16 protein-coding genes are annotated in these 17603 nt (G+C 76.2%); all 16 read left to right on the top strand.

The window, feature by feature from the left end; genetic code table 11:
• Positions 1–21 precede the first annotated feature (21 nt).
• The 16 genes from dacB (at position 22) to nadC (ending at position 17591) form a co-directional block, all read left to right on the top strand.
• The gene (gene dacB, locus ACZ5HG_RS16540) at positions 22–1437 is read left to right on the top strand and encodes a D-alanyl-D-alanine carboxypeptidase/D-alanyl-D-alanine endopeptidase (protein ID WP_464178323.1); all 1416 of its coding nucleotides are present in this window, start codon (positions 22–24) and stop codon (positions 1435–1437) included.
• A 90-nt stretch (positions 1438–1527) separates the two neighbouring features.
• Positions 1528–2568 carry a zinc-dependent metalloprotease gene (locus ACZ5HG_RS16535; protein ID WP_464178321.1) on the top strand — a complete coding sequence of 347 codons (1041 nt, stop codon included), beginning with the start codon at positions 1528–1530 and terminating at the stop codon, positions 2566–2568.
• 1 nt (position 2569) lies between these two features.
• Entirely contained in the window at positions 2570–3772 is a 1203-nt protein-coding gene (tilS, locus tag ACZ5HG_RS16530; protein WP_464178319.1) for a tRNA lysidine(34) synthetase TilS, read from the top strand.
• 11 nt (positions 3773–3783) lie between these two features.
• Positions 3784–4323 (top strand): hypoxanthine phosphoribosyltransferase, encoded by a 540-nt coding sequence (gene hpt / locus ACZ5HG_RS16525; RefSeq protein WP_464182197.1) that lies wholly within the window; start codon positions 3784–3786, stop codon positions 4321–4323.
• 132 nt (positions 4324–4455) lie between these two features.
• The gene (ftsH, locus tag ACZ5HG_RS16520) at positions 4456–6531 is read left to right on the top strand and encodes an ATP-dependent zinc metalloprotease FtsH (protein WP_464178316.1); all 2076 of its coding nucleotides are present in this window, start codon (positions 4456–4458) and stop codon (positions 6529–6531) included.
• A 17-nt stretch (positions 6532–6548) separates the two neighbouring features.
• Entirely contained in the window at positions 6549–7127 is a 579-nt protein-coding gene (gene folE / locus ACZ5HG_RS16515; RefSeq protein ID WP_464178313.1) for a GTP cyclohydrolase I FolE, read from the top strand.
• 48 nt (positions 7128–7175) lie between these two features.
• Positions 7176–8060, top strand: coding sequence for a dihydropteroate synthase (folP, locus tag ACZ5HG_RS16510; RefSeq protein WP_464178311.1), 885 nt, complete (start codon positions 7176–7178; stop codon positions 8058–8060).
• A complete protein-coding gene (gene folK, locus ACZ5HG_RS16505; protein ID WP_464178308.1) occupies positions 8057–9601 on the top strand; it encodes a 2-amino-4-hydroxy-6-hydroxymethyldihydropteridine diphosphokinase in 1545 nt (514 codons plus the stop codon). Before folP ends, folK begins: the two co-directional genes overlap by 4 nt.
• Complete coding sequence (locus ACZ5HG_RS16500; protein WP_464178306.1) at positions 9601–10092, top strand: DUF3180 domain-containing protein; 492 nt, start codon at positions 9601–9603, stop codon at positions 10090–10092. Before folK ends, ACZ5HG_RS16500 begins: the two co-directional genes overlap by 1 nt.
• Before the next feature lie 50 nt (positions 10093–10142).
• On the top strand, positions 10143–10685 hold the full coding sequence (locus ACZ5HG_RS16495) for a PH domain-containing protein (RefSeq protein WP_464178303.1): 543 nt from the start codon (positions 10143–10145) through the stop codon (positions 10683–10685).
• A gap of 32 nt (positions 10686–10717) precedes the next feature.
• Positions 10718–12277, top strand: a complete 1560-nt coding sequence (locus ACZ5HG_RS16490) for a PH domain-containing protein (protein WP_464178301.1) — start codon at positions 10718–10720, stop codon at positions 12275–12277.
• Entirely contained in the window at positions 12274–13374 is a 1101-nt protein-coding gene (locus ACZ5HG_RS16485; protein WP_464178299.1) for a Rossmann-like and DUF2520 domain-containing protein, read from the top strand. The genes ACZ5HG_RS16490 and ACZ5HG_RS16485 overlap by 4 nt, the downstream gene beginning before the upstream one ends.
• Positions 13371–14267, top strand: coding sequence for a pantoate--beta-alanine ligase (panC, locus tag ACZ5HG_RS16480; RefSeq protein ID WP_464178297.1), 897 nt, complete (start codon positions 13371–13373; stop codon positions 14265–14267). The genes ACZ5HG_RS16485 and panC overlap by 4 nt, the downstream gene beginning before the upstream one ends.
• Positions 14268–14269: 2 nt before the next feature.
• On the top strand, positions 14270–14761 hold the full coding sequence (gene panD / locus ACZ5HG_RS16475) for an aspartate 1-decarboxylase (protein WP_464182196.1): 492 nt from the start codon (positions 14270–14272) through the stop codon (positions 14759–14761).
• Entirely contained in the window at positions 14758–16467 is a 1710-nt protein-coding gene (locus ACZ5HG_RS16470) for an L-aspartate oxidase (RefSeq protein ID WP_464178294.1), read from the top strand. The genes panD and ACZ5HG_RS16470 overlap by 4 nt, the downstream gene beginning before the upstream one ends.
• A gap of 215 nt (positions 16468–16682) precedes the next feature.
• Entirely contained in the window at positions 16683–17591 is a 909-nt protein-coding gene (gene nadC / locus ACZ5HG_RS16465; protein ID WP_464178292.1) for a carboxylating nicotinate-nucleotide diphosphorylase, read from the top strand.
• Positions 17592–17603: the final 12 nt, after the last annotated feature.

The following is a 17603-nucleotide window of genomic DNA, read 5'->3' as shown; positions in this document are numbered from 1 at the left end:
ACCCCAGAAGGAGAGTGACGCGTGCGACGTGCGCTCCGGGTGACCGGGACCGTGGCCCTCGTGGTGCTGCTCGGCGGCGGTGCCTACCTCACGGCCGACGCGTACGACGTGGTGCCCGGCGTGCTCACGCTGGCCCCCGAGACCGCGCCCGCGGCACCCTTCCCGACCGCGCCGGCGGCCACCACCACGACGGCCGGGAGCAGCGTGCTCGGCGACCTCGACCCGGCCGCTCCGCTGCCGGACGCCGCGCAGGTGGACGCGCTGGTCCAGGCGCTGGTCGCCGACCCCCGGCTCGGCCCGAGCGTCGGCGTGGTCGTGGCCGACGAGCTCACCGGCGAGCTGCTGGCCGAGCACCTGGCCGACCAGGCGCGCACCCCGGCGTCCACCCAGAAGCTCGTCACCGCCGTGGCTGCGCTCCAGCAGCTCGGCCCCGACCGCACCTTCGACACCCGCGTGCTCCAGGGACCCGGCGACCAGATCGTGCTGGTCGGCGGCGGCGACATGATGCTCGCCGCCGGCGCGGGCGACCCGGACGCCGTGGAGGGGCACGCCGGGCTGGGCGACCTCGCCGCGCAGGTGGCCGACCGGCTGACGCTCTCCGGCACCACGTCGGTCAGCCTCGTGCTGGACGACACGCTGTTCAGCGGACCGCTGCTCGCGCCCGGCTGGGACGTCGCCGACGTGAACGCCGGCTACGTGGCCCCGGTGGCACCGCTCGCGGTGGACATCGCCAAGCGCACCGCGGGCGAGTACGTGCCGCGCTGGACCGACCCGGCCTACCAGGCGGCCACCGAGTTCGCGGCGAGGCTCGGCGAGCTCGGGATCACCGTGCGCGGCACGCCGACCCGGGTGAGCGCCCCGGCGAGCGGTGACCAGATCGCGATCGTGTCCAGCGCGCCGCTGTCCGACGTCGTGTCGTACTTCCTCGACGTCTCGGACAACACGATCACGGAGGTCGTCTCGCGGATGGTCGCGGTGGACCTCGACCTGCCCGCGTCCTTCGAGGGCGGCACGCAGGCCGTGCTGCGGACCGTCGCCTCCCTCGGCATCGACACCACCGGCGCCGTGCTCGCCGACGCCTCCGGGCTCGCCAGCGGGTCCGCGCTCAGCCCCGACCTGCTGCTCGGGCTGCTCGGTCTCGTCACCGACCCGGCGCACCCCGCGCTGCGCGAGATCGGCACCGGCATGCCGATCGGCGGGCTGACCGGCACCCTCGCCGACCGGTACACCTCCGGCGCCGCCACCGGCCTGGTCCGCGCCAAGACCGGCAGCCTGACCAGCGTCACCTCCCTCGCCGGCACGGTGCTGGACGCCGACGGGCGGCAGCTGCTGTTCGTGCTGATGGCCGACCAGACCGGCGCCGTCGGGCAGTACCAGCCGCGCGCGGCGCTGGACGGCTTCGTCACCGCGCTCGCCGGCTGCGGCTGCCGGGGCTGACGCCGGGTCGGCACCGGGCAGGACGTCGCAGGCCGCTGGACGTGAGCCTCGGGACCGGGGTGCGGGTGCGGGCCCGGCTACCGTGAGCGGGTGGCGCTGACCGTCGACTGGGACCTCGCCGCGCGACTGGCCCCCGCCGCCGTCCGCGCGAGCGGTGCCGGTGCTGCCGTGCTGCGGCGGGGCCGCGCCGGGGACGCGGCTCCTGCGCGTGCCTCGCGCGCCGAGCGGGAGGACCTGGTCGCCGACCTGCGCGCCGCCGCACCGGTGGCCGCCGAGCACGTCGCGCGGCTCACCCGGCTCGGGGAGCCCGCCGCGCCGGTGGTGCGGGTGGTGGACCGGCCGGGGTGGGCGCGGGCGAACGTCGCCGGGGTGCGCGGGATGGTCGCGCTCGGCGCGGGCGGCGCGGCGGACGCGGGCGGTGCGGGTCCCGCCCCGACGACCACTGCGCGGGCGCAGGCCGGGGCGGTGCAGCTCGCGGGGGTGCTCGGGCTGCTGTCCGGCGCGGTGCTCGGTCAGCTCGACCCGTGGGGTGCGCGCGGCGGCGTCGCGGGTGCGGGCGCGGCCCCGCCGCACGGCACGCTGCTGCTGGTCGCGCCGAACGTGCTCGCCCTGGAGCGCTCGATCGGCGCGACCCCGGCGGACTTCCGGCTGTGGGTGACCCTGCACGAGCAGACCCACGCCCAGCAGGTCGCCGCAGCCCCGTGGCTGCCCGCCCACCTGGCCCGCGGGGTGCTCGCCCTGCTGGACGACGCCGAGGACGACGGGTCCGACGAGGGCCCTGCGGACGACCCGATGCCCGCGCTGACCTCGGTGATGGCCCTGCTGGAGGGGCATGCGGACGTCACCATGGACGCGGTCGGCCCCCGGGTGGTGCCCTCGGTGCGAGCGCTGCGCCGCCGGTTCACGGCGCGCCGGGAGGGGCGGGTCACCGGTCTGCGCCGGGTGCTGCGCTCGGTGCTCGGCCTGGACGTCAAGACCGCGCAGTACCGGGACGGCGCCGCCTTCGTGCGCGGGGTGCGGCGGAAGGTCGGCACCGCGGGCTTCAACGCGGTGTGGTCCGCCCCGGACCTGCTGCCCACCGCCGCCGAGATCGCGGACCCCGACGCCTGGGTGCGCCGGGTGCACGGCTGACGTGCCCGGCCCGCACCCCGCGGTCGCCGCGGTGCGCACGGCGGTCGCCGACGCCCTGAACGCGCTGCCCGAGGGGGCGACGGTGCTGGTCGCCTGCTCCGGAGGACCGGACTCGCTGGCGCTCGCTGCCGCGACGGCCTTCGTGGCGCACCGGCGCGGGGGTGCCCGCTGGCGGGTCGGCGCCGTGGTGGTCGACCACGGGATGCAGCCGGGGTCGGCGCAGGTGGCGCAGGACGCCGTGCAGCGCTGCCGGGATCTCGGGCTGGACCCGGTCGAGGTGGTGCGGGTGGCCGTGGACGTCGGCGCTGGTGGCCCCGAGGCGGCCGCCCGGGACACCCGCTACGCCGCCCTGGAGGAGGCCGCCGACCGGCACGGGGCACGCGCGGTGCTGCTCGGCCACACCCGCGACGACCAGGCCGAGGGCGTGCTGCTCGGGCTGGCGCGCGGCTCCGGCGCCCGCTCGCTGTCCGGCATGGCCCCGGCGCGCGGCAGGCTGCTGCGCCCGCTGCTGGGCGTCTCCCGCGCGCAGACCCACGCTGCCTGCGCCGCCCAGGGGATCGCGGTCTGGCACGACCCGACCAACCTCGCGCCCGATCCCGTGCCCGTGCCCCCGCTCCCGCCGAGCGGGGAGAACCTGTCGCCCGAACCGGACATCGACCGACAGGAGCTCCCCTCTCGGCGAGGCGGGGCCCCGCTGCGGTCGCGGCTGCGCTCGCGGGTGCTGCCCGTGCTGGTGGGCGAGGCCGGTCCGGGGGTGGTCGAGGCGCTGGCCCGCACCGCCGACCTGCTGCGCGAGGACGCGGACGCGCTGGACGCCCTGGCCGCCGACCTGCTCGCCCGTGCGCTGGTCCCCGCCGACCCGGCCGATCCGCCCGCCCCCGGCGTCCTCCTCGACCTGGCCGTGCTCGCCGACGCCCTCCCCGCGCTGCGGCACCGGGTGCTGCGCGCCGCCGCGATCCGCGCCGGGTCCCCGCCGGGCGCGCTGACCCGCACCCACGTGCTCGCGCTCGCGGACCTGGTGGTGCGCTGGCACGGGCAGGGGCCGGTGCACCTGCCCGGTGGCGTGAGGGGGTCGCGCGCGTGTGGCAGGCTGAGCCTGCGCGCCGAGCCCCCGACCATCGTCCGGACACCGGCGCGCGCGGCCGCCGACGTGAACCGCCGTGGTGGCCGACCGGACGACGCACGAGGAGAGCTGCACCGGTGAACGCTGAGGACATGGGCGACGACCTGGAGCGCGTGCTCCTGACCGAGCAGCAGCTCGGGGAGCGTCTGGACGAGATCGCCGCGGAGATCGACCGGGACTACGCCGGTCAGGACCTGCTGGTGGTGGGCGTGCTCAAGGGCGCCGTCATGGTGATGGCGGACCTGGTGCGCCGGCTGAGCACCCCGGTCGCGATGGACTGGATGGCGGTGTCGTCCTACGGCTCCGGCACCAAGTCCTCCGGCGTCGTGCGGATCCTCAAGGACCTGGATGCCGACCTGACCGGCCGTCACGTGCTGATCGTCGAGGACATCATCGACTCCGGCCTGACCCTGTCCTGGCTGCTGGCGAACCTGCGCAGCCGCGGCCCGGCCTCCGTCGAGGTCGCCACGATGCTGCGCAAGCCGGACGCCGCGAAGGTCGAGGTGGACGTGCGCTACGTCGGCTTCGACATCCCGAACGAGTTCGTGATCGGCTACGGCCTCGACTACGCGGAGAAGTACCGGAACCTGCCGTTCGTGGGCACGCTCGCCCCGCACGTCTACCAGTCCTGACGTCGGGCTCCTGCGCAGCGATCCCGCCCTGGGCGAACAGAGCAGGGTCCTGCCAGGACCACCGTGTAACTTCGAAGCCTCCACCCCTGCGACCGGAGGGACGAGGGGGGCGAACCCGCTCCCCGTCTGCACATGACACTCAAGCGGATCACGCGCGGCCCCGTGCTGTGGATCGTCCTCGCCGTCCTCATCCTGTGGATCGGAGCCAGCGCGCTCGCCTCCGGCGGGACCCAGCGCATCGACACCTCTGACGGCCTGGAGCTCATCCGGGACGGCAAGGTCGAGCAGGCCAAGATCACCGAGGGCTCGCAGCGGGTCGACCTGACCCTGTCCGAGGACTTCGTCAAGGACGAGCAGAACTACGGCAAGAGCGTCCAGTTCTCCTACGTCGTGCCGCAGGGCCCGACGGTCGTGGAGGCCATCGCCGACGCCGACCCGTCCGGCGGCTACACCTCCGAGGTCCCCACGACCTCGTGGTGGAGCAGCCTGCTGACGCTGGTGCTGCCGTTCGTCATCATCCTGGGCCTGTTCTGGTTCCTCATGTCGTCCATGCAGGGCGGCGGCTCGCGGGTGATGAGCTTCGGCAAGTCGAAGGCGAAGCTGGTCTCCAAGGAGTCCCCGCAGGTCACCTTCGCCGACGTCGCCGGCGTCGACGAGGCCGTCGAGGAGCTCCAGGAGATCAAGGAGTTCCTCTCCGAACCCGCGAAGTTCCAGGCGGTCGGCGCGAAGATCCCCAAGGGCGTGCTGCTGTACGGCCCTCCCGGCACCGGCAAGACGCTGCTGGCCCGTGCGGTGGCCGGCGAGGCGGGCGTGCCGTTCTACTCGATCTCCGGCTCGGACTTCGTCGAGATGTTCGTCGGCGTCGGCGCCAGCCGCGTGCGCGACCTGTTCGACCAGGCCAAGCAGAACGCCCCGGCGATCATCTTCATCGACGAGATCGACGCCGTCGGCCGCCACCGCGGCGCCGGCATGGGCGGCGGCCACGACGAGCGCGAGCAGACCCTCAACCAGATGCTGGTCGAGATGGACGGCTTCGACGTCAAGACCAACGTCATCCTGATCGCGGCGACCAACCGCCCCGACATCCTCGACCCGGCGCTGCTGCGCCCCGGTCGCTTCGACCGCCAGGTCGCGGTGGAGCCGCCGGACCTCAAGGGCCGTGAGCGGATCCTCACCGTGCACGCGCAGGGCAAGCCGATGGCCACCGACGTGGACCTCGCCGCCGTGGCGCGCCGTACCCCGGGCTTCACCGGTGCCGACCTGGCGAACGTGCTGAACGAGGCCGCGCTGCTCACCGCGCGCTCCAACGCGCAGATCATCGACAACCGCGCGCTGGACGAGGCGATCGACCGCGTGATCGCCGGCCCGCAGAAGCGCACCCGGATGATGAAGATCAAGGAGCAGAAGATCACCGCGTACCACGAGGGCGGGCACGCCCTGGTGGCGGCGGCGCTGCGGTACACCGACCCGGTGACCAAGGTGACGATCCTGCCGCGCGGCCGGGCCCTCGGCTACACGATGGTCATGCCGACCGAGGACAAGTACTCCACGACGCGCAATGAGCTGCTCGACCAGCTCGCCTACGCCATGGGCGGCCGGGTGGCCGAGGAGCTCGTGTTCCACGACCCGACCACCGGTGCGAGCAACGACATCGAGAAGGCCACCGGCACGGCCCGCAAGATGATCACCCAGTTCGGCATGAGCGAGACCGTCGGCGCGGTGAAGCTCGGTCAGGACTCCGGCGAGGTCTTCATGGGCCGCGACATGGGGCACGGCCGCGAGTACTCCGAGTCCGTGGCCGGCACGGTCGACGTCGAGGTGCGCAAGCTGATGGACGCCGCGCACACCGAGGCGTGGGAGATCCTGGTCGAGTACCGCGACGTGCTGGACGCCCTGGTGCTCGAGCTGCTGGAGAAGGAGACCCTGAACCAGGCCGAGCTCGAGGTCATCTTCGCGCCGATCACCAAGCGCCCGCCGCGCGAGGTGTGGTTGTCCTCCGAGCAGCGCGCCGTCTCCGACCGCCCGCCGGTGCTGACCCCCGCCGAGCTGGCGGAGCAGGACGGTGCCGTGGTCCCGCAGGACGAGGCCGCCGCTGCCAAGGACGAGCACCCGGCCGTCGCCGTGGTCGAGGTCCCGCCGAACCAGACGCCGGAGGCCCCGTGGGGCTCCACCGGTGCGGGCGGCGTCGACGGCACCGACAAGGCCTGAGCGTGACGGGGCCCGCGATGCCCGAGATCCCGCCCTACGACGCCCCGCGCGCCGAGGCGGCGATCCGCGAGCTGCTGATCGCGGTCGGCGAGGACCCGGAGCGCGAGGGCCTGCGGGACACCCCGGCGCGGGTGGCCCGGGCCTACGCGGAGATCTTCGCCGGCCTGCGTCAGGACCCCGCCGAGGTGCTCAGCGCGTCCTTCGACATCGGGCACGAGGAGATGGTGCTGGTCAAGGACATCGAGGTGTACTCGACCTGCGAGCACCACCTGGTGCCGTTCCACGGCGTCGCGCACGTCGGGTACATCCCGAGCCGGTCGGGCCGGGTCACCGGTCTGAGCAAGATCGCCCGGCTGGTGGACGTGTTCGCCCGCCGCCCGCAGGTGCAGGAGCGCCTGACCGGCCAGATCGCCGACGCGATGGTCGAGCACCTGGACGCCCTGGGCGTGCTGGTGGTCGTGGAGTGCGAGCACCTGTGCATGTCGATGCGCGGCGTCCGCAAGCCCGGCTCCCGCACCGTGACCTCGGCCGTGCGCGGCCAGCTCCGCGACCCCGCGACGCGGGCCGAGGCGATGAGCCTCGTGCTCGGGCGCTGACCGGGCCGACCGGCCCAGCGGCCCGCCCCGACGGCCTAGGCTGACCAGGTGCGCGCCCCCTCACCGCTGCCAGCGGCGCTGATCCCTGGCCGGGACACCGGCCGGACGCTCGTCATGGGCGTCGTCAACGTCACCCCCGACTCGTTCTCCGACGGCGGGCGCTGGTTCGCCCCCGACGCCGCGGTCGCCCACGGGCGGAGCCTGCTCGCCGAGGGCGCCGACCTGCTCGACGTCGGCGGGGAGTCCACCCGGCCCGGGTCCGCGCGGGTGCCGGTGGCCGAGGAGCTGGACCGGGTGCTGCCGGTGATCACCGCGCTGGCCGAGCGGGGCGCCGTGGTCAGCGTGGACACCACGCGCGCGGTGGTCGCCGAGGCGGCGGTGGCCGCGGGTGCCGTGATCGTCAACGACGTGTCCGGCGGGCTGGCCGAGCCGGAGATCCGGGACGTGGTCGCGCAGACCGGCGCCGTCTACGTGGCGATGCACTGGCGCGGGCACGCGGACGTGATGGACAGCCTGGCCGACTACGACGACGTGGTGACCGACGTGCGGCGCGAGCTGGCGCAGCGGGTCGCCGAGCTGCACGGCGCGGGTGTGCGGGACGAGCAGATCGTGCTGGACCCGGGACTCGGCTTCGCCAAGCCGGGCGCGGCGAACTGGCCGCTGCTGGCGCGGCTGCCCGAGCTGGTGGCGGACGGCTACCCGGTGCTGGTGGGGGCCTCGCGCAAGCGGTTCCTCGGCCACCTGCTCGCCGGCCCGGACGGGGTGCCGGTGCCGCCGGATCGCCGCGATGCCGCCACCGCGGCGATCTCCGCGCTGGCCGCGGCGGCCGGGGCGTGGTGCGTGCGGGTGCACGAGGTACGGGGATCGGCGGACGCGGTGCGCGTCGCGTCGGCGTGGACGGCCGCCGGTGCGGTCGGGGAGGACGGGCGATGAGCGAGGGCACCGGCGTGACCGGGGACTCCGGGCACCTGCTGGACCGGGTGCGCCTGACCGGGATCACCGCGACGGGGTACCACGGGGTGTTCGCGCACGAGCGCCGCGAGGGTCAGGTGTTCGTGGCCGACGTCGTGGTGCACCTGGACACGCGTCGCGCCGCCGCCACCGACGACCTGCGGCACACCCTGGACTACGGCGCGCTGGCCGAGCAGGTGGCCGCGGTGCTCACCGGGGAGCCGGCCGACCTGATCGAGACCGTGGCCGAGCGGATCGCGGCGACGGTGCTGGCCCACCCGCAGGTGCAGGCGGTGGACGTCGCGGTGCACAAGCCGCAGGCGCCGATCACCGTGCCCTTCGGCGACGTGGTGGTGGAGGTGCGGCGCGACCGGCACCGGCTGCCCGCCGCCGAGCCGCTGCGCACCGACGTCGAGCACCGGCCGTGGCAGCCCACGGACGCGGGGACGGCCGCCGCCGCACCGGTCGCGCCCGCCCTGCCGGTGCCGACCTCGCCGCCCACGGCCCCGCTGCCCACCGTGCCCGCTGCCGGGGTCCCGGTGCCGGTCCCGGCCGCGCTGCCGGTGCCCGCTGGTCTCGCCGCCCCGGACGGGCCGCCGCTCGACGCCCCCGCGCCCGACCCGGTGGACGCGACCGACGGCGTGGTCGACGCCGTCGTCGTGCCCGTCCTCGCGCCGGACGACGCCCTCGACGCCCCCGCGGGACGCCCGGCGGAGGACGTCGTCGAGGCCGAGCTCGTGCACGACCAGCTCGACCTGGCCCCCGACGGCCCGGTGGAGGTCGTGCTCGCGATCGGCTCCAACCTGGGCGCCGCGCAGGAGACCCTGCGGGACGCCGTGGCCGAGATCGGCGCGCTGCCCGGCGTCGAGCTGGTGGCGGTGTCGGCGCTGGCCCGCACCGCGCCGGTGGGCGGGCCGGAGCAGCCGGACTTCCTCAACGCGGTGCTGATCGCCCGCACGACGCTGTCCCCGCGCGACCTGCTGCGCGCGACGGCCTCGGTGGAGCAGGCGCACGGCCGGGAGCGCACCGTGCACTGGGGGCCGCGCACCCTGGACGTCGACATCATCGTGTACGGCGCGGTGTCCGCCGTGACGGACGACCTGGAGCTGCCGCACCCGCGGGCGCACGAGCGGGCGTTCGTGCTCCAGCCCTGGGCGCAGGTGCAGCCGGACGCGGTGCTGCACGGCCTGGGCGGCGGACCGGTGGCGGCGCTGGCCGCGACCGCGCCGGACAACGACGGCGTGCGCTGGCTGGCCCTGGACTGGCTGACCGCCGCCACGCTGCCGGAGACCCCGCACCGCGATCCCGACGCCCCCGCGCCCGAGCGGTCCTCGGCGACCGCCGGCTGGCCCGGCGACACCCCCGGCCCCGCGACGACCGCCTGGCTGCCCGACCCCGACGAGCAGCCCGGTCCGCCGCCCGCCGCGATCGTGGTGGAGGACCTCGCCCCCGCCCCCGCGGCCCCGCGCTGGCCCGACCTGGGCCTCGGCACCGGCGACGGACCCGGTCGGCAGGACGGCTGATGCAGCGCACCCGCGTCACGACGCTCGTCCTGGTGGCCGTCCTCAGCACGGCGGTCGGCTGGGCGGTGGTGCGCGTGCTCAGCAGCCGGGGTGTCACGCTGCCGGCGGTGCCCTGGCTGATGGTCGGGGTGCTGCTGCTGATCGCCGCGGTGGTGCTCGGCATGGGGATCTCGGTCCGGCAGTACCTGCGCGGCAAGCACCCCACGCTCGACCCGATGCGCGCCGCCCGCACCGCCGTGCTCGCGAAGGCGTCCTGCTACACCGGCGCGCTGCTCGCCGGCTGGTACGCGGCGCAGGTGATCGCGGTGCTCGGCGACCTCGGCATCGAGTCGCAGCGGGCGCGGGCGGTCACCGCAGGACTCGCCGTGCTCGGCGCGGTGGTGCTCGCGGTGGTCGGCCTGGTGGTCGAGCACATCTGCCGGGTGCCCCCGCCGGAGGACCCGGAGCGTGCGCCGGGCAGCGCTCCGCAGACCGACCCGGCGGCGGGCTGACCCTGGTCGCCGGCGGCCCCGCGTCCCCGGTCGGTGCGAGGATGGCCGGCATGACCACCCCCGACGCAGCCGCGCAGCCGGTCGCCGGCGCCGCCGAGCCCGTCCGCACCAGCGAGCCCTTCGAGCCCGAGGGCGTGGTGTGGACGCCGGTGTCCCCGCGCCTGGCCACCGCCCGGCTCGTGGTGTCCGCGTGCTGGCTGCTGCCGCCGCTGGTCGCGCTGGTCGTGGTCGCCGCCCTCACCGGGCAGGTGTGGGTGTGGGCCGCTGCCGTGGTGTGGCTGGCGTTCGCGGTGTGGATCGTGCTGCTGGTGCCGCGTCAGGTGCGGGCGCTGGCCTACGCCGAGCGCGCGGACGACCTGCTGCTGCGGCGCGGCATCCTGTTCCGGTCGATGGTCGTGGTGCCCTACGGGCGCATGCAGTACGTCGACGTCAGCGCGGGCCCGCTCGCCCGCAAGCTCGGCATCGCCTCGGTCCAGCTGCACACCGCCTCGCCGGGCACCGACGCGTCGATCGACGGACTGCCCACCGACGAGGCCGCGCGCCTGCGCGACCAGCTCGCCTCCCGTGGCGAGGCGCGGCTGGCGGGGCTGTGAGCGCGCCCGTCCCGCCGGACGGGGTGCCGGCGGTGCCCTCCGCACCGCCGCCCGCCGGCGTGCCGCCGGTCGACCCCGCGGCCACGCCCGCGGCGCCCCCGGTCGCCCCGCCCGAGGACGGCGTCGAGTGGCGACGGATGCACCCGGTCACCCCGGCGGTGAAGGGGTGGAAGTTCTTCGCGGCGATCGTCGCGATCGTGGCGTACAACGCCGCCGACGACCTGCGTGACGTCGCGGGCGAGGTCGGCTCGCGGATGTGGCTGTACGTGGTGCTCGGCATCCTGGTCGCCACGGTGATCGCCTTCGCGTACTCGGCGGTCGCGTGGCGGATGACCCGCTTCGCGGTGACCGACGACGCCGTGCACCTGCGCACCGGCATCCTGTTCCGCCAGCAGCGCCAGGCGCGCCTGGACCGGTTGCAGGCGGTGGACGTGGTGCAGCCGCTGCTCGCCCGGATCCTCGGCCTGGCCGAGCTGCGCCTGGAGGTCGCGGGCGGCGCCGGATCCGCGGTGCCGCTGGCCTTCCTGCGCGAGGCGGAGGCGGAGCAGCTGCGCGCCGAGCTGCTGGCCCGCGCCGCAGGGCTGCACCGGCGGCGCCCGGCCCCGGCCCCGGCCCCGGACGCGACGGCCCCGGCCGGCGACCCCGGACCGCCGGCCCTCGCCGACGGCGCCCCCGAGCCGGACACCGGCTACGAGGGCGAGGCACCGACCGCCCCGGAGCGTCCGGTGTACGAGGTGCCGGTGGGCCGGCTGCTGGCCTCCACGCTGCTGTCCGGCGCGACGATCTGGCTGCTGGTCGGCGTGGTCGCCATCGTGGTCGCGATGGTCGCCGCACGGTCGATCGAGCCGGCGTTCGCGCTGCTGCCCGCCGCCTTCGGCATCGTCAGCTACGTGTGGTCCCGGTTCAACCGCGGGGCGAACTTCCGCGCGGCGATCTCCCCGGACGGCCTGCGGCTGCGTCACGGGCTGACCGAGTCGCGCGCGCAGACCGTCCCGCCGGGCAGGGTGCAGGCCGTGCGCCTGATCCAGCCGCTGCTGTGGCGGGGCAGGGACTGGTGGCGGGTCGAGATCAACGTGGCCGGCTACGGCACCGAGGCCGACAACGGCCAGGCGGAGAACGTGCTGCTGCCGGTCGGCACCCGGGACGACGCGCTGCTGGCCCTGTGGCTGGTGCTGCCGGACCTGGGCACCGCCGACCCGCGTGCGCTGCTGGACGAGGCGCTCACCGGCACGTCGCCGGACGGCTCCTTCGCGGTGGCGCCGCGCCGGGCGATCTGGCTGGACCCGATCGGCTGGCGCCGGCACGGCGTGACCGTCACCGAGCGCGCGCTGGTGATGCGCTCCGGCGTGCTGCTGCGCAGCGTCAAGGTGGTCCCGCACGAGCGCACCCAGTCGCTCGGGCTGAGCCAGGGGCCGGTGCAGCGCCGGCTCGGGCTCGCCAGCGTCGAGCTGCACTCCACCCCCGGCCCGGTCGCGCCGACGATCGCCCACCTGGACGCCCGGGTGGCGGCCGGGCTGCTGGACGAGCAGGCGACGCGTGCCCGCACCGCCCGCGCGGCTGCCGGTCCCGAGCAGTGGATGCGGCGCGCATGACGCGGTTGGGGATCGGCGTCGTCGGCGCGGGCCGGGTCGGGGCCGTGCTGGGCAGCGCCCTGCGTGCCGCCGGGCACCCGGTGGTCGGGGTGTCGGCGGTGTCCGAGGCGTCCCGCGAGCGGGCGGACGCCCTGCTGCCCGGGGTGCCGGTGCTCGACGTGCCCGAGGTGGTGCGCCGGGCGGAGCTGGTGCTGCTGGCCGTGCCGGACGACGCGCTGGCCGACCTGGTCGCCGGGCTCGCCGAGGTCGGCGCCTGGCAGGCCGGGCAGATCGTGGTGCACACCGCCGGCCGCTACGGCACCGACATCCTGGCACCGGCGCGGTCGGCGGGCGTGATCCCGCTGGCCCTGCACCCGGCGATGACGTTCACCGGCACCTCGCTGGACCTCTCCCGGCTGGTGGGCTGCACCTTCGCGGTCACCGCGCCGACCGCGGTGCTGCCGATCGGCCAGGCGCTGGTGGTCGAGATGGGCGGCGAGCCCGTCGTGCTGGACGAGCAGGTGCGCCCGCTCTACCACGCGGCCCTCGCGCACGGCGCGAACCACCTGGTCGTGCTGGTCGCTCAGGCCGGGCAGGCGCTGGCCGCCGCCGGGGTGGCCGATCCCGGGGCCGTGCTGCGCCCGCTGCTGTCGGCCGCGCTGGACGGCGCCCTGCGCGCCGAGTCCGCCGGCGGGGGACGGGACGCCGACGGCGAGGTCACCAACGGCGCGATCACCACGCTCACCGGCCCGGTGCGTCGCGGCGACGCGGGAACCGTGCGCGACCACCTGGCCGAGCTCGGCGCCCTCGGCGTGCGCACCGGGGCCACCGACGTCGCGGACTCCTACCGGGCGCTGTCCCGCGCGGCGAGCACCCGCGCGCTGGCTGCCGGACTGCTGCGCGCCGACCAGGGGGAGACGCTGCTGGACGCGCTGGCCGAGCCGGTGCGCGCGACCCCGACTGCGGTCCGGGGCGCCGACGGGGGTACCGTGCCTGGCGCGCCGACCACGGCGCAGGCAGGCCCGCCGGACGGCGCGGGCCCGGGGTCGCGCCAGCGCCCCGACGAGGACGAGGGACCGGACGACGCGCCCGGACCCGACCAGGAGGACCACGCATGACCACCCCGCAGGCACGGACCGGTGCGCCCACGCTGGTGCGCACCCGGCACGACCTGGCCGCCGCCCTCGGGCCGCGCGCCGAGGGCGGGCCCGCACGCCGTGCCGTCGTGATGACGATGGGCGCCCTGCACGCCGGGCACCTGGCGCTGGTCCGTGAGGCCCGCGCCCGTGCGGAGCAGGTGGTGGTGACGATCTTCGTCAACCCGTTGCAGTTCGGCCCCACCGAGGACCTGGACCGCTACCCGCGGGACCTGGAGGGCGACCTCGCGCTGCTCACCGCCGGCGACCTGCTCGGCGACGGGGACGTGGTGTTCGCGCCCGGCCCGGAGGAGGTCTACCCGGACGGCGACCCGCTGGTGCGCGTCGAGGCCGGCCCGATCGGCCGCGTCTACGAGGGCGCCACCCGTCCCGGCCACCTGGACGGCGCGCTGACCGTGGTGCTCAAGCTGCTGCACCTGACCCGCCCGGACGTCGCGATGTTCGGCCGCAAGGACGTGCAGCAGCTGGTCGCGGTGACCCGGATGGTGCACGACCTGGACGTGGACGTGCAGGTGGTCGGCGTGCCGACCGTGCGCGACGCCGACGGCCTGGCGCTGTCCTCCCGCAACGTCTACCTGTCGGCCGCCGAGCGCGAGCAGGCGCTGGGGCTGTCCCGCGGGCTCGCCGCCGGCCGGGACGCCGCCGCCGCGGGGGCCGACCCGCAGGCCGTGCGCGCCGCCGTGCGGGCCGTGCTGGACGAGGCCGGCGTGGTCACGGACTACGTGGCGCTCGTCGACGGTTCCACCTTCCAGGACGTGACGTCCGCGACCCCGGGGGCGAGCGCCGTGCTCGCCGTCGCCGGGACCGTGGGCGTGACCCGTCTGATCGACAACACCGACGTGAGCTGGGCGTGACCATGAGCCTGATGCGGCCGATGATGATCGGCAAGATCCACCGTGCCACCGTGACCCAGGCCGACCTGCACTACGTCGGCTCGATCACGGTGGACGCCCACCTGCTCGCCGCCGCGGACCTGCTGCCCGGCCAGCAGGTCGACGTGGTGGACGTGACCAACGGGTCCCGGCTGACCACCTACGTGATCGCGGGGGAGCCCGGCTCCGGGCAGATCTGCATCAACGGTGCCGCCGCGCACCTGGTGCACCCCGGCGACGTGGTCATCCTGATCGCCTACGGGATGCTCGCCGACGCCGACGCCCGCACCTACCAGCCGCACGTGGTGCTGGTGGACGCGGACAACAAGATCGTCGACACCGGGGACGACCCCGGCACCGTCCCCGAGCGGTGGACCGCCGAGTCCGGGCTGCACCCCAGCGGCGTGCCCTTCGCGCAGGGTCGCGCGCTGGTGAGCGAGGACCCGATCGCGCCGGTGCCCGCGGACCAGCGGTGACCACCGGACCCGTGCGGCTGGCCCGCTCCCTGGCGGCCCCGGCCCCGGGGTGGACCGCGCACGCCGACGCGGTGGTCGTCGGCTCCGGGATCGCCGGCCTCACCGCCGCCCTGGAGCTGCGCACCCGCGTGCCCCGGGTGCTGCTGGTGACCAAGGGCGAGCTCGTCTCCGGATCGACCGTGTGGGCGCAGGGCGGGATCGCCGCGGCGCTGGCCCCCACCGACTCGCCGGCCGCGCACCTGGAGGACACCCTGGTCGCCGGGGTCGGCCTGTGCGACCCGCGCGCGGTCGAGGTGCTGGTCACCGAGGGCCCGGCGCGGGTGCGCGAGCTGGTCGCCCGCGGCGCGGTCTTCGACACCGAGCCCGACGGGCACATCGCCCTGACCCGCGAGGGCGGGCACCACGCCGACCGGGTGGCGCACGCCGGCGGCGACGCGACCGGCGCCGAGATCTCCCGGGCGCTGGTCGCCCAGCTCGAGGCGGTGCGCACCGATCCCGGCATCGAGGTCATCGAGCACGCGCTGGTGCTGGACGTGCTCACCGGCGCCCCGGACGCCGACGGGCGCCCCGGCCCGGTCTGCGGCGTGACGCTGCACGTGATCGGCGAGGGCTCCCGCGACGGCGTCGGCGCGGTGCTGGCCCCGGCCGTGGTGCTGGCCACCGGCGGCATCGGGCAGGTGTTCCGCTCCTCCACCAACCCGCCGCAGGCCACCGGTGACGGCATCGCCGCCGCCCTGCGCGCCGGTGCGGTGACCGGCGACGTCGAGTTCGTGCAGTTCCACCCCACCGTGCTCTGGCTCGGCTCCGGCGCGAAGGGCCAGCTCACGCTGGTGTCCGAGGCCGTGCGCGGCGAGGGGGCGCGCCTGGTCGACGTCGAGGGCCACCGGTTCATGCCCGCGGTGCACCCGATGGCCGAGCTCGCCCCGCGCGACGTGGTGGCCCGGGCGATCGTCAAGCAGATGGCCCGCACCGGCTCCGACCACGTGCTGCTGGACGCCCGCCACCTGGGCGCCGAGCACCTGCACCGCCGGTTCCCCACGATCGCCAAGCGGCTGGCCGAGCACGGGATCGACATCGCCACCGACCTGGTCCCGGTCGCCCCCGCGCAGCACTACCACTCCGGCGGCGTCGTCACCGACCTGGTCGGCCGCTCCTCGGTGACCGGGCTGTACGCGGTGGGGGAGGTCGCCTGCACCGGCGTGCACGGCGCCAACCGGCTCGCCTCGAACTCCCTGCTGGAGGGGCTGGTGTTCGCGCACCGCGCCGCCCACGACATCGCCGCCCGCGTCGAGCGCGGCACCCTGGTGCACGGCGACCCGGTGGCCCGCGAGGGCGCACCCGCGCTGGTGGCCGGTGCCGCGCGCTCGCGGATCCAGCGGATCGCGACCGACGGCCCCGGCGTGGTCCGCTCCGCCGCCGGCCTGCACGCCGCCGCCGCCGCGCTGCGGGCCGTGCGCACCGACGCCCACCTCACCTCCGACGGCGGTGCCCGCCCGGTGGCCGACCCGCAGGTCGCCGAGTGGGAGACCACCAACGTGCACCAGGTCGCCTCCCTGCTCACCGCCACCGCCACCACCCGCCGCGAGACCCGTGGCGGGCACGTGCGCACCGACCACCCCGGCACCGACCCCGCCTGGGTCGCCCGCGTCGAGGCCCACCTCACCCCCGACGGAGTCCTGGCCCAGCGCCGCACCCCCCTCACCTAGACCCATCTCCGCACGCACCCCAGCCGCACCCCCTCCTGCCCCCTCGCCTCTCGCGAGTTCGGTGGTTCGGGCCGAGTTCGGTGGTTCGGGGGCACTTTTCTCGCACGAACCACCGAACTCGGCGGGCGGGTGGGCCGCGGGGAGCGCGTGCGCGCGGGTGGGTGCGGGATGGGCCGCGAGCGGGTGCGGGGGAGCGGGGATCGTAGGCTGACCCCGTGAGCGCGCAGACCACGGATCCCGGCACCCTCGACCCGCGGTGGCTCGCCACCACCGTCGCCACAGCGCTGGACGAGGACCTGGGCGCCGCCCCCGGGCGGGACGTGACGACGCAGGCCACCGTCCCGGCCGACCTGCTCGGCACCGCGCACCTGGTGGCCCGCGAGGACGGCGTCGTCGCCGGTCTGCCGGTGGTCGCGGAGGTGCTGCGCCAGGTGGGCGAGCGGCTGGGTCTGGCACCCGCGACCGTGGAGCAGCGGGTGCCCGACGGCACCGCCGTGGTGCGCGGCGACCTGCTCGCGGTGCTCACCGGCCCGGTGCAGGCGCTGCTGGTCGCTGAGCGCACCGCGCTCAACCTCGCGTCCCGCGCCTCCGGCGTCGCCACGCACACCCGCCGCTGGGCGCAGGCGCTGGCCGGCTCCGGCGCGCAGGTGCTGGACACCCGCAAGACCACCCCGGGGCTGCGCGAGCTGGAGAAGTACTCGGTGCGCTGCGGCGGCGGCACGAACAAGCGGATGGGCCTGTACGACGTCGCGATGGTCAAGGACAACCACGTGGTCGCCGCCGGCGGGGTGGCCCCGGCGGTGCGGGCGGTGCGCGAGCGGTTCCCGGACGTGACGATCCAGGTCGAGGCGGACACCCTGGAGCAGGCCGTCGAGGCCGTCGAGGTGGGCGCCCGCTTCCTGCTGCTGGACAACATGCCGACGCCGGTCCTGGCGGCCACCGTCGCCGCCGTGCGCGCCCGGGAGGCCGAGGTCGGGCGGGTCGAGCTGGAGGCCACCGGCAACCTCACGCTGGACCGGGCCGCCGAGGTCGCCGCCACCGGCGTGGACTACCTGTCGGTGGGTGCGCTGACCCACTCCTCGCCGATCCTCGACCTCGCGCTGGACCTGGTCGAAGGGCTCTGACGCCGCCGGTGG

The sequence above is a fragment of the Cellulomonas sp. GTC20042 genome, assembly GCF_055389595.1.
Note: the sequence above shows the minus strand (reverse complement) of the source record. Positions and strands in the feature narration are given on the sequence as shown.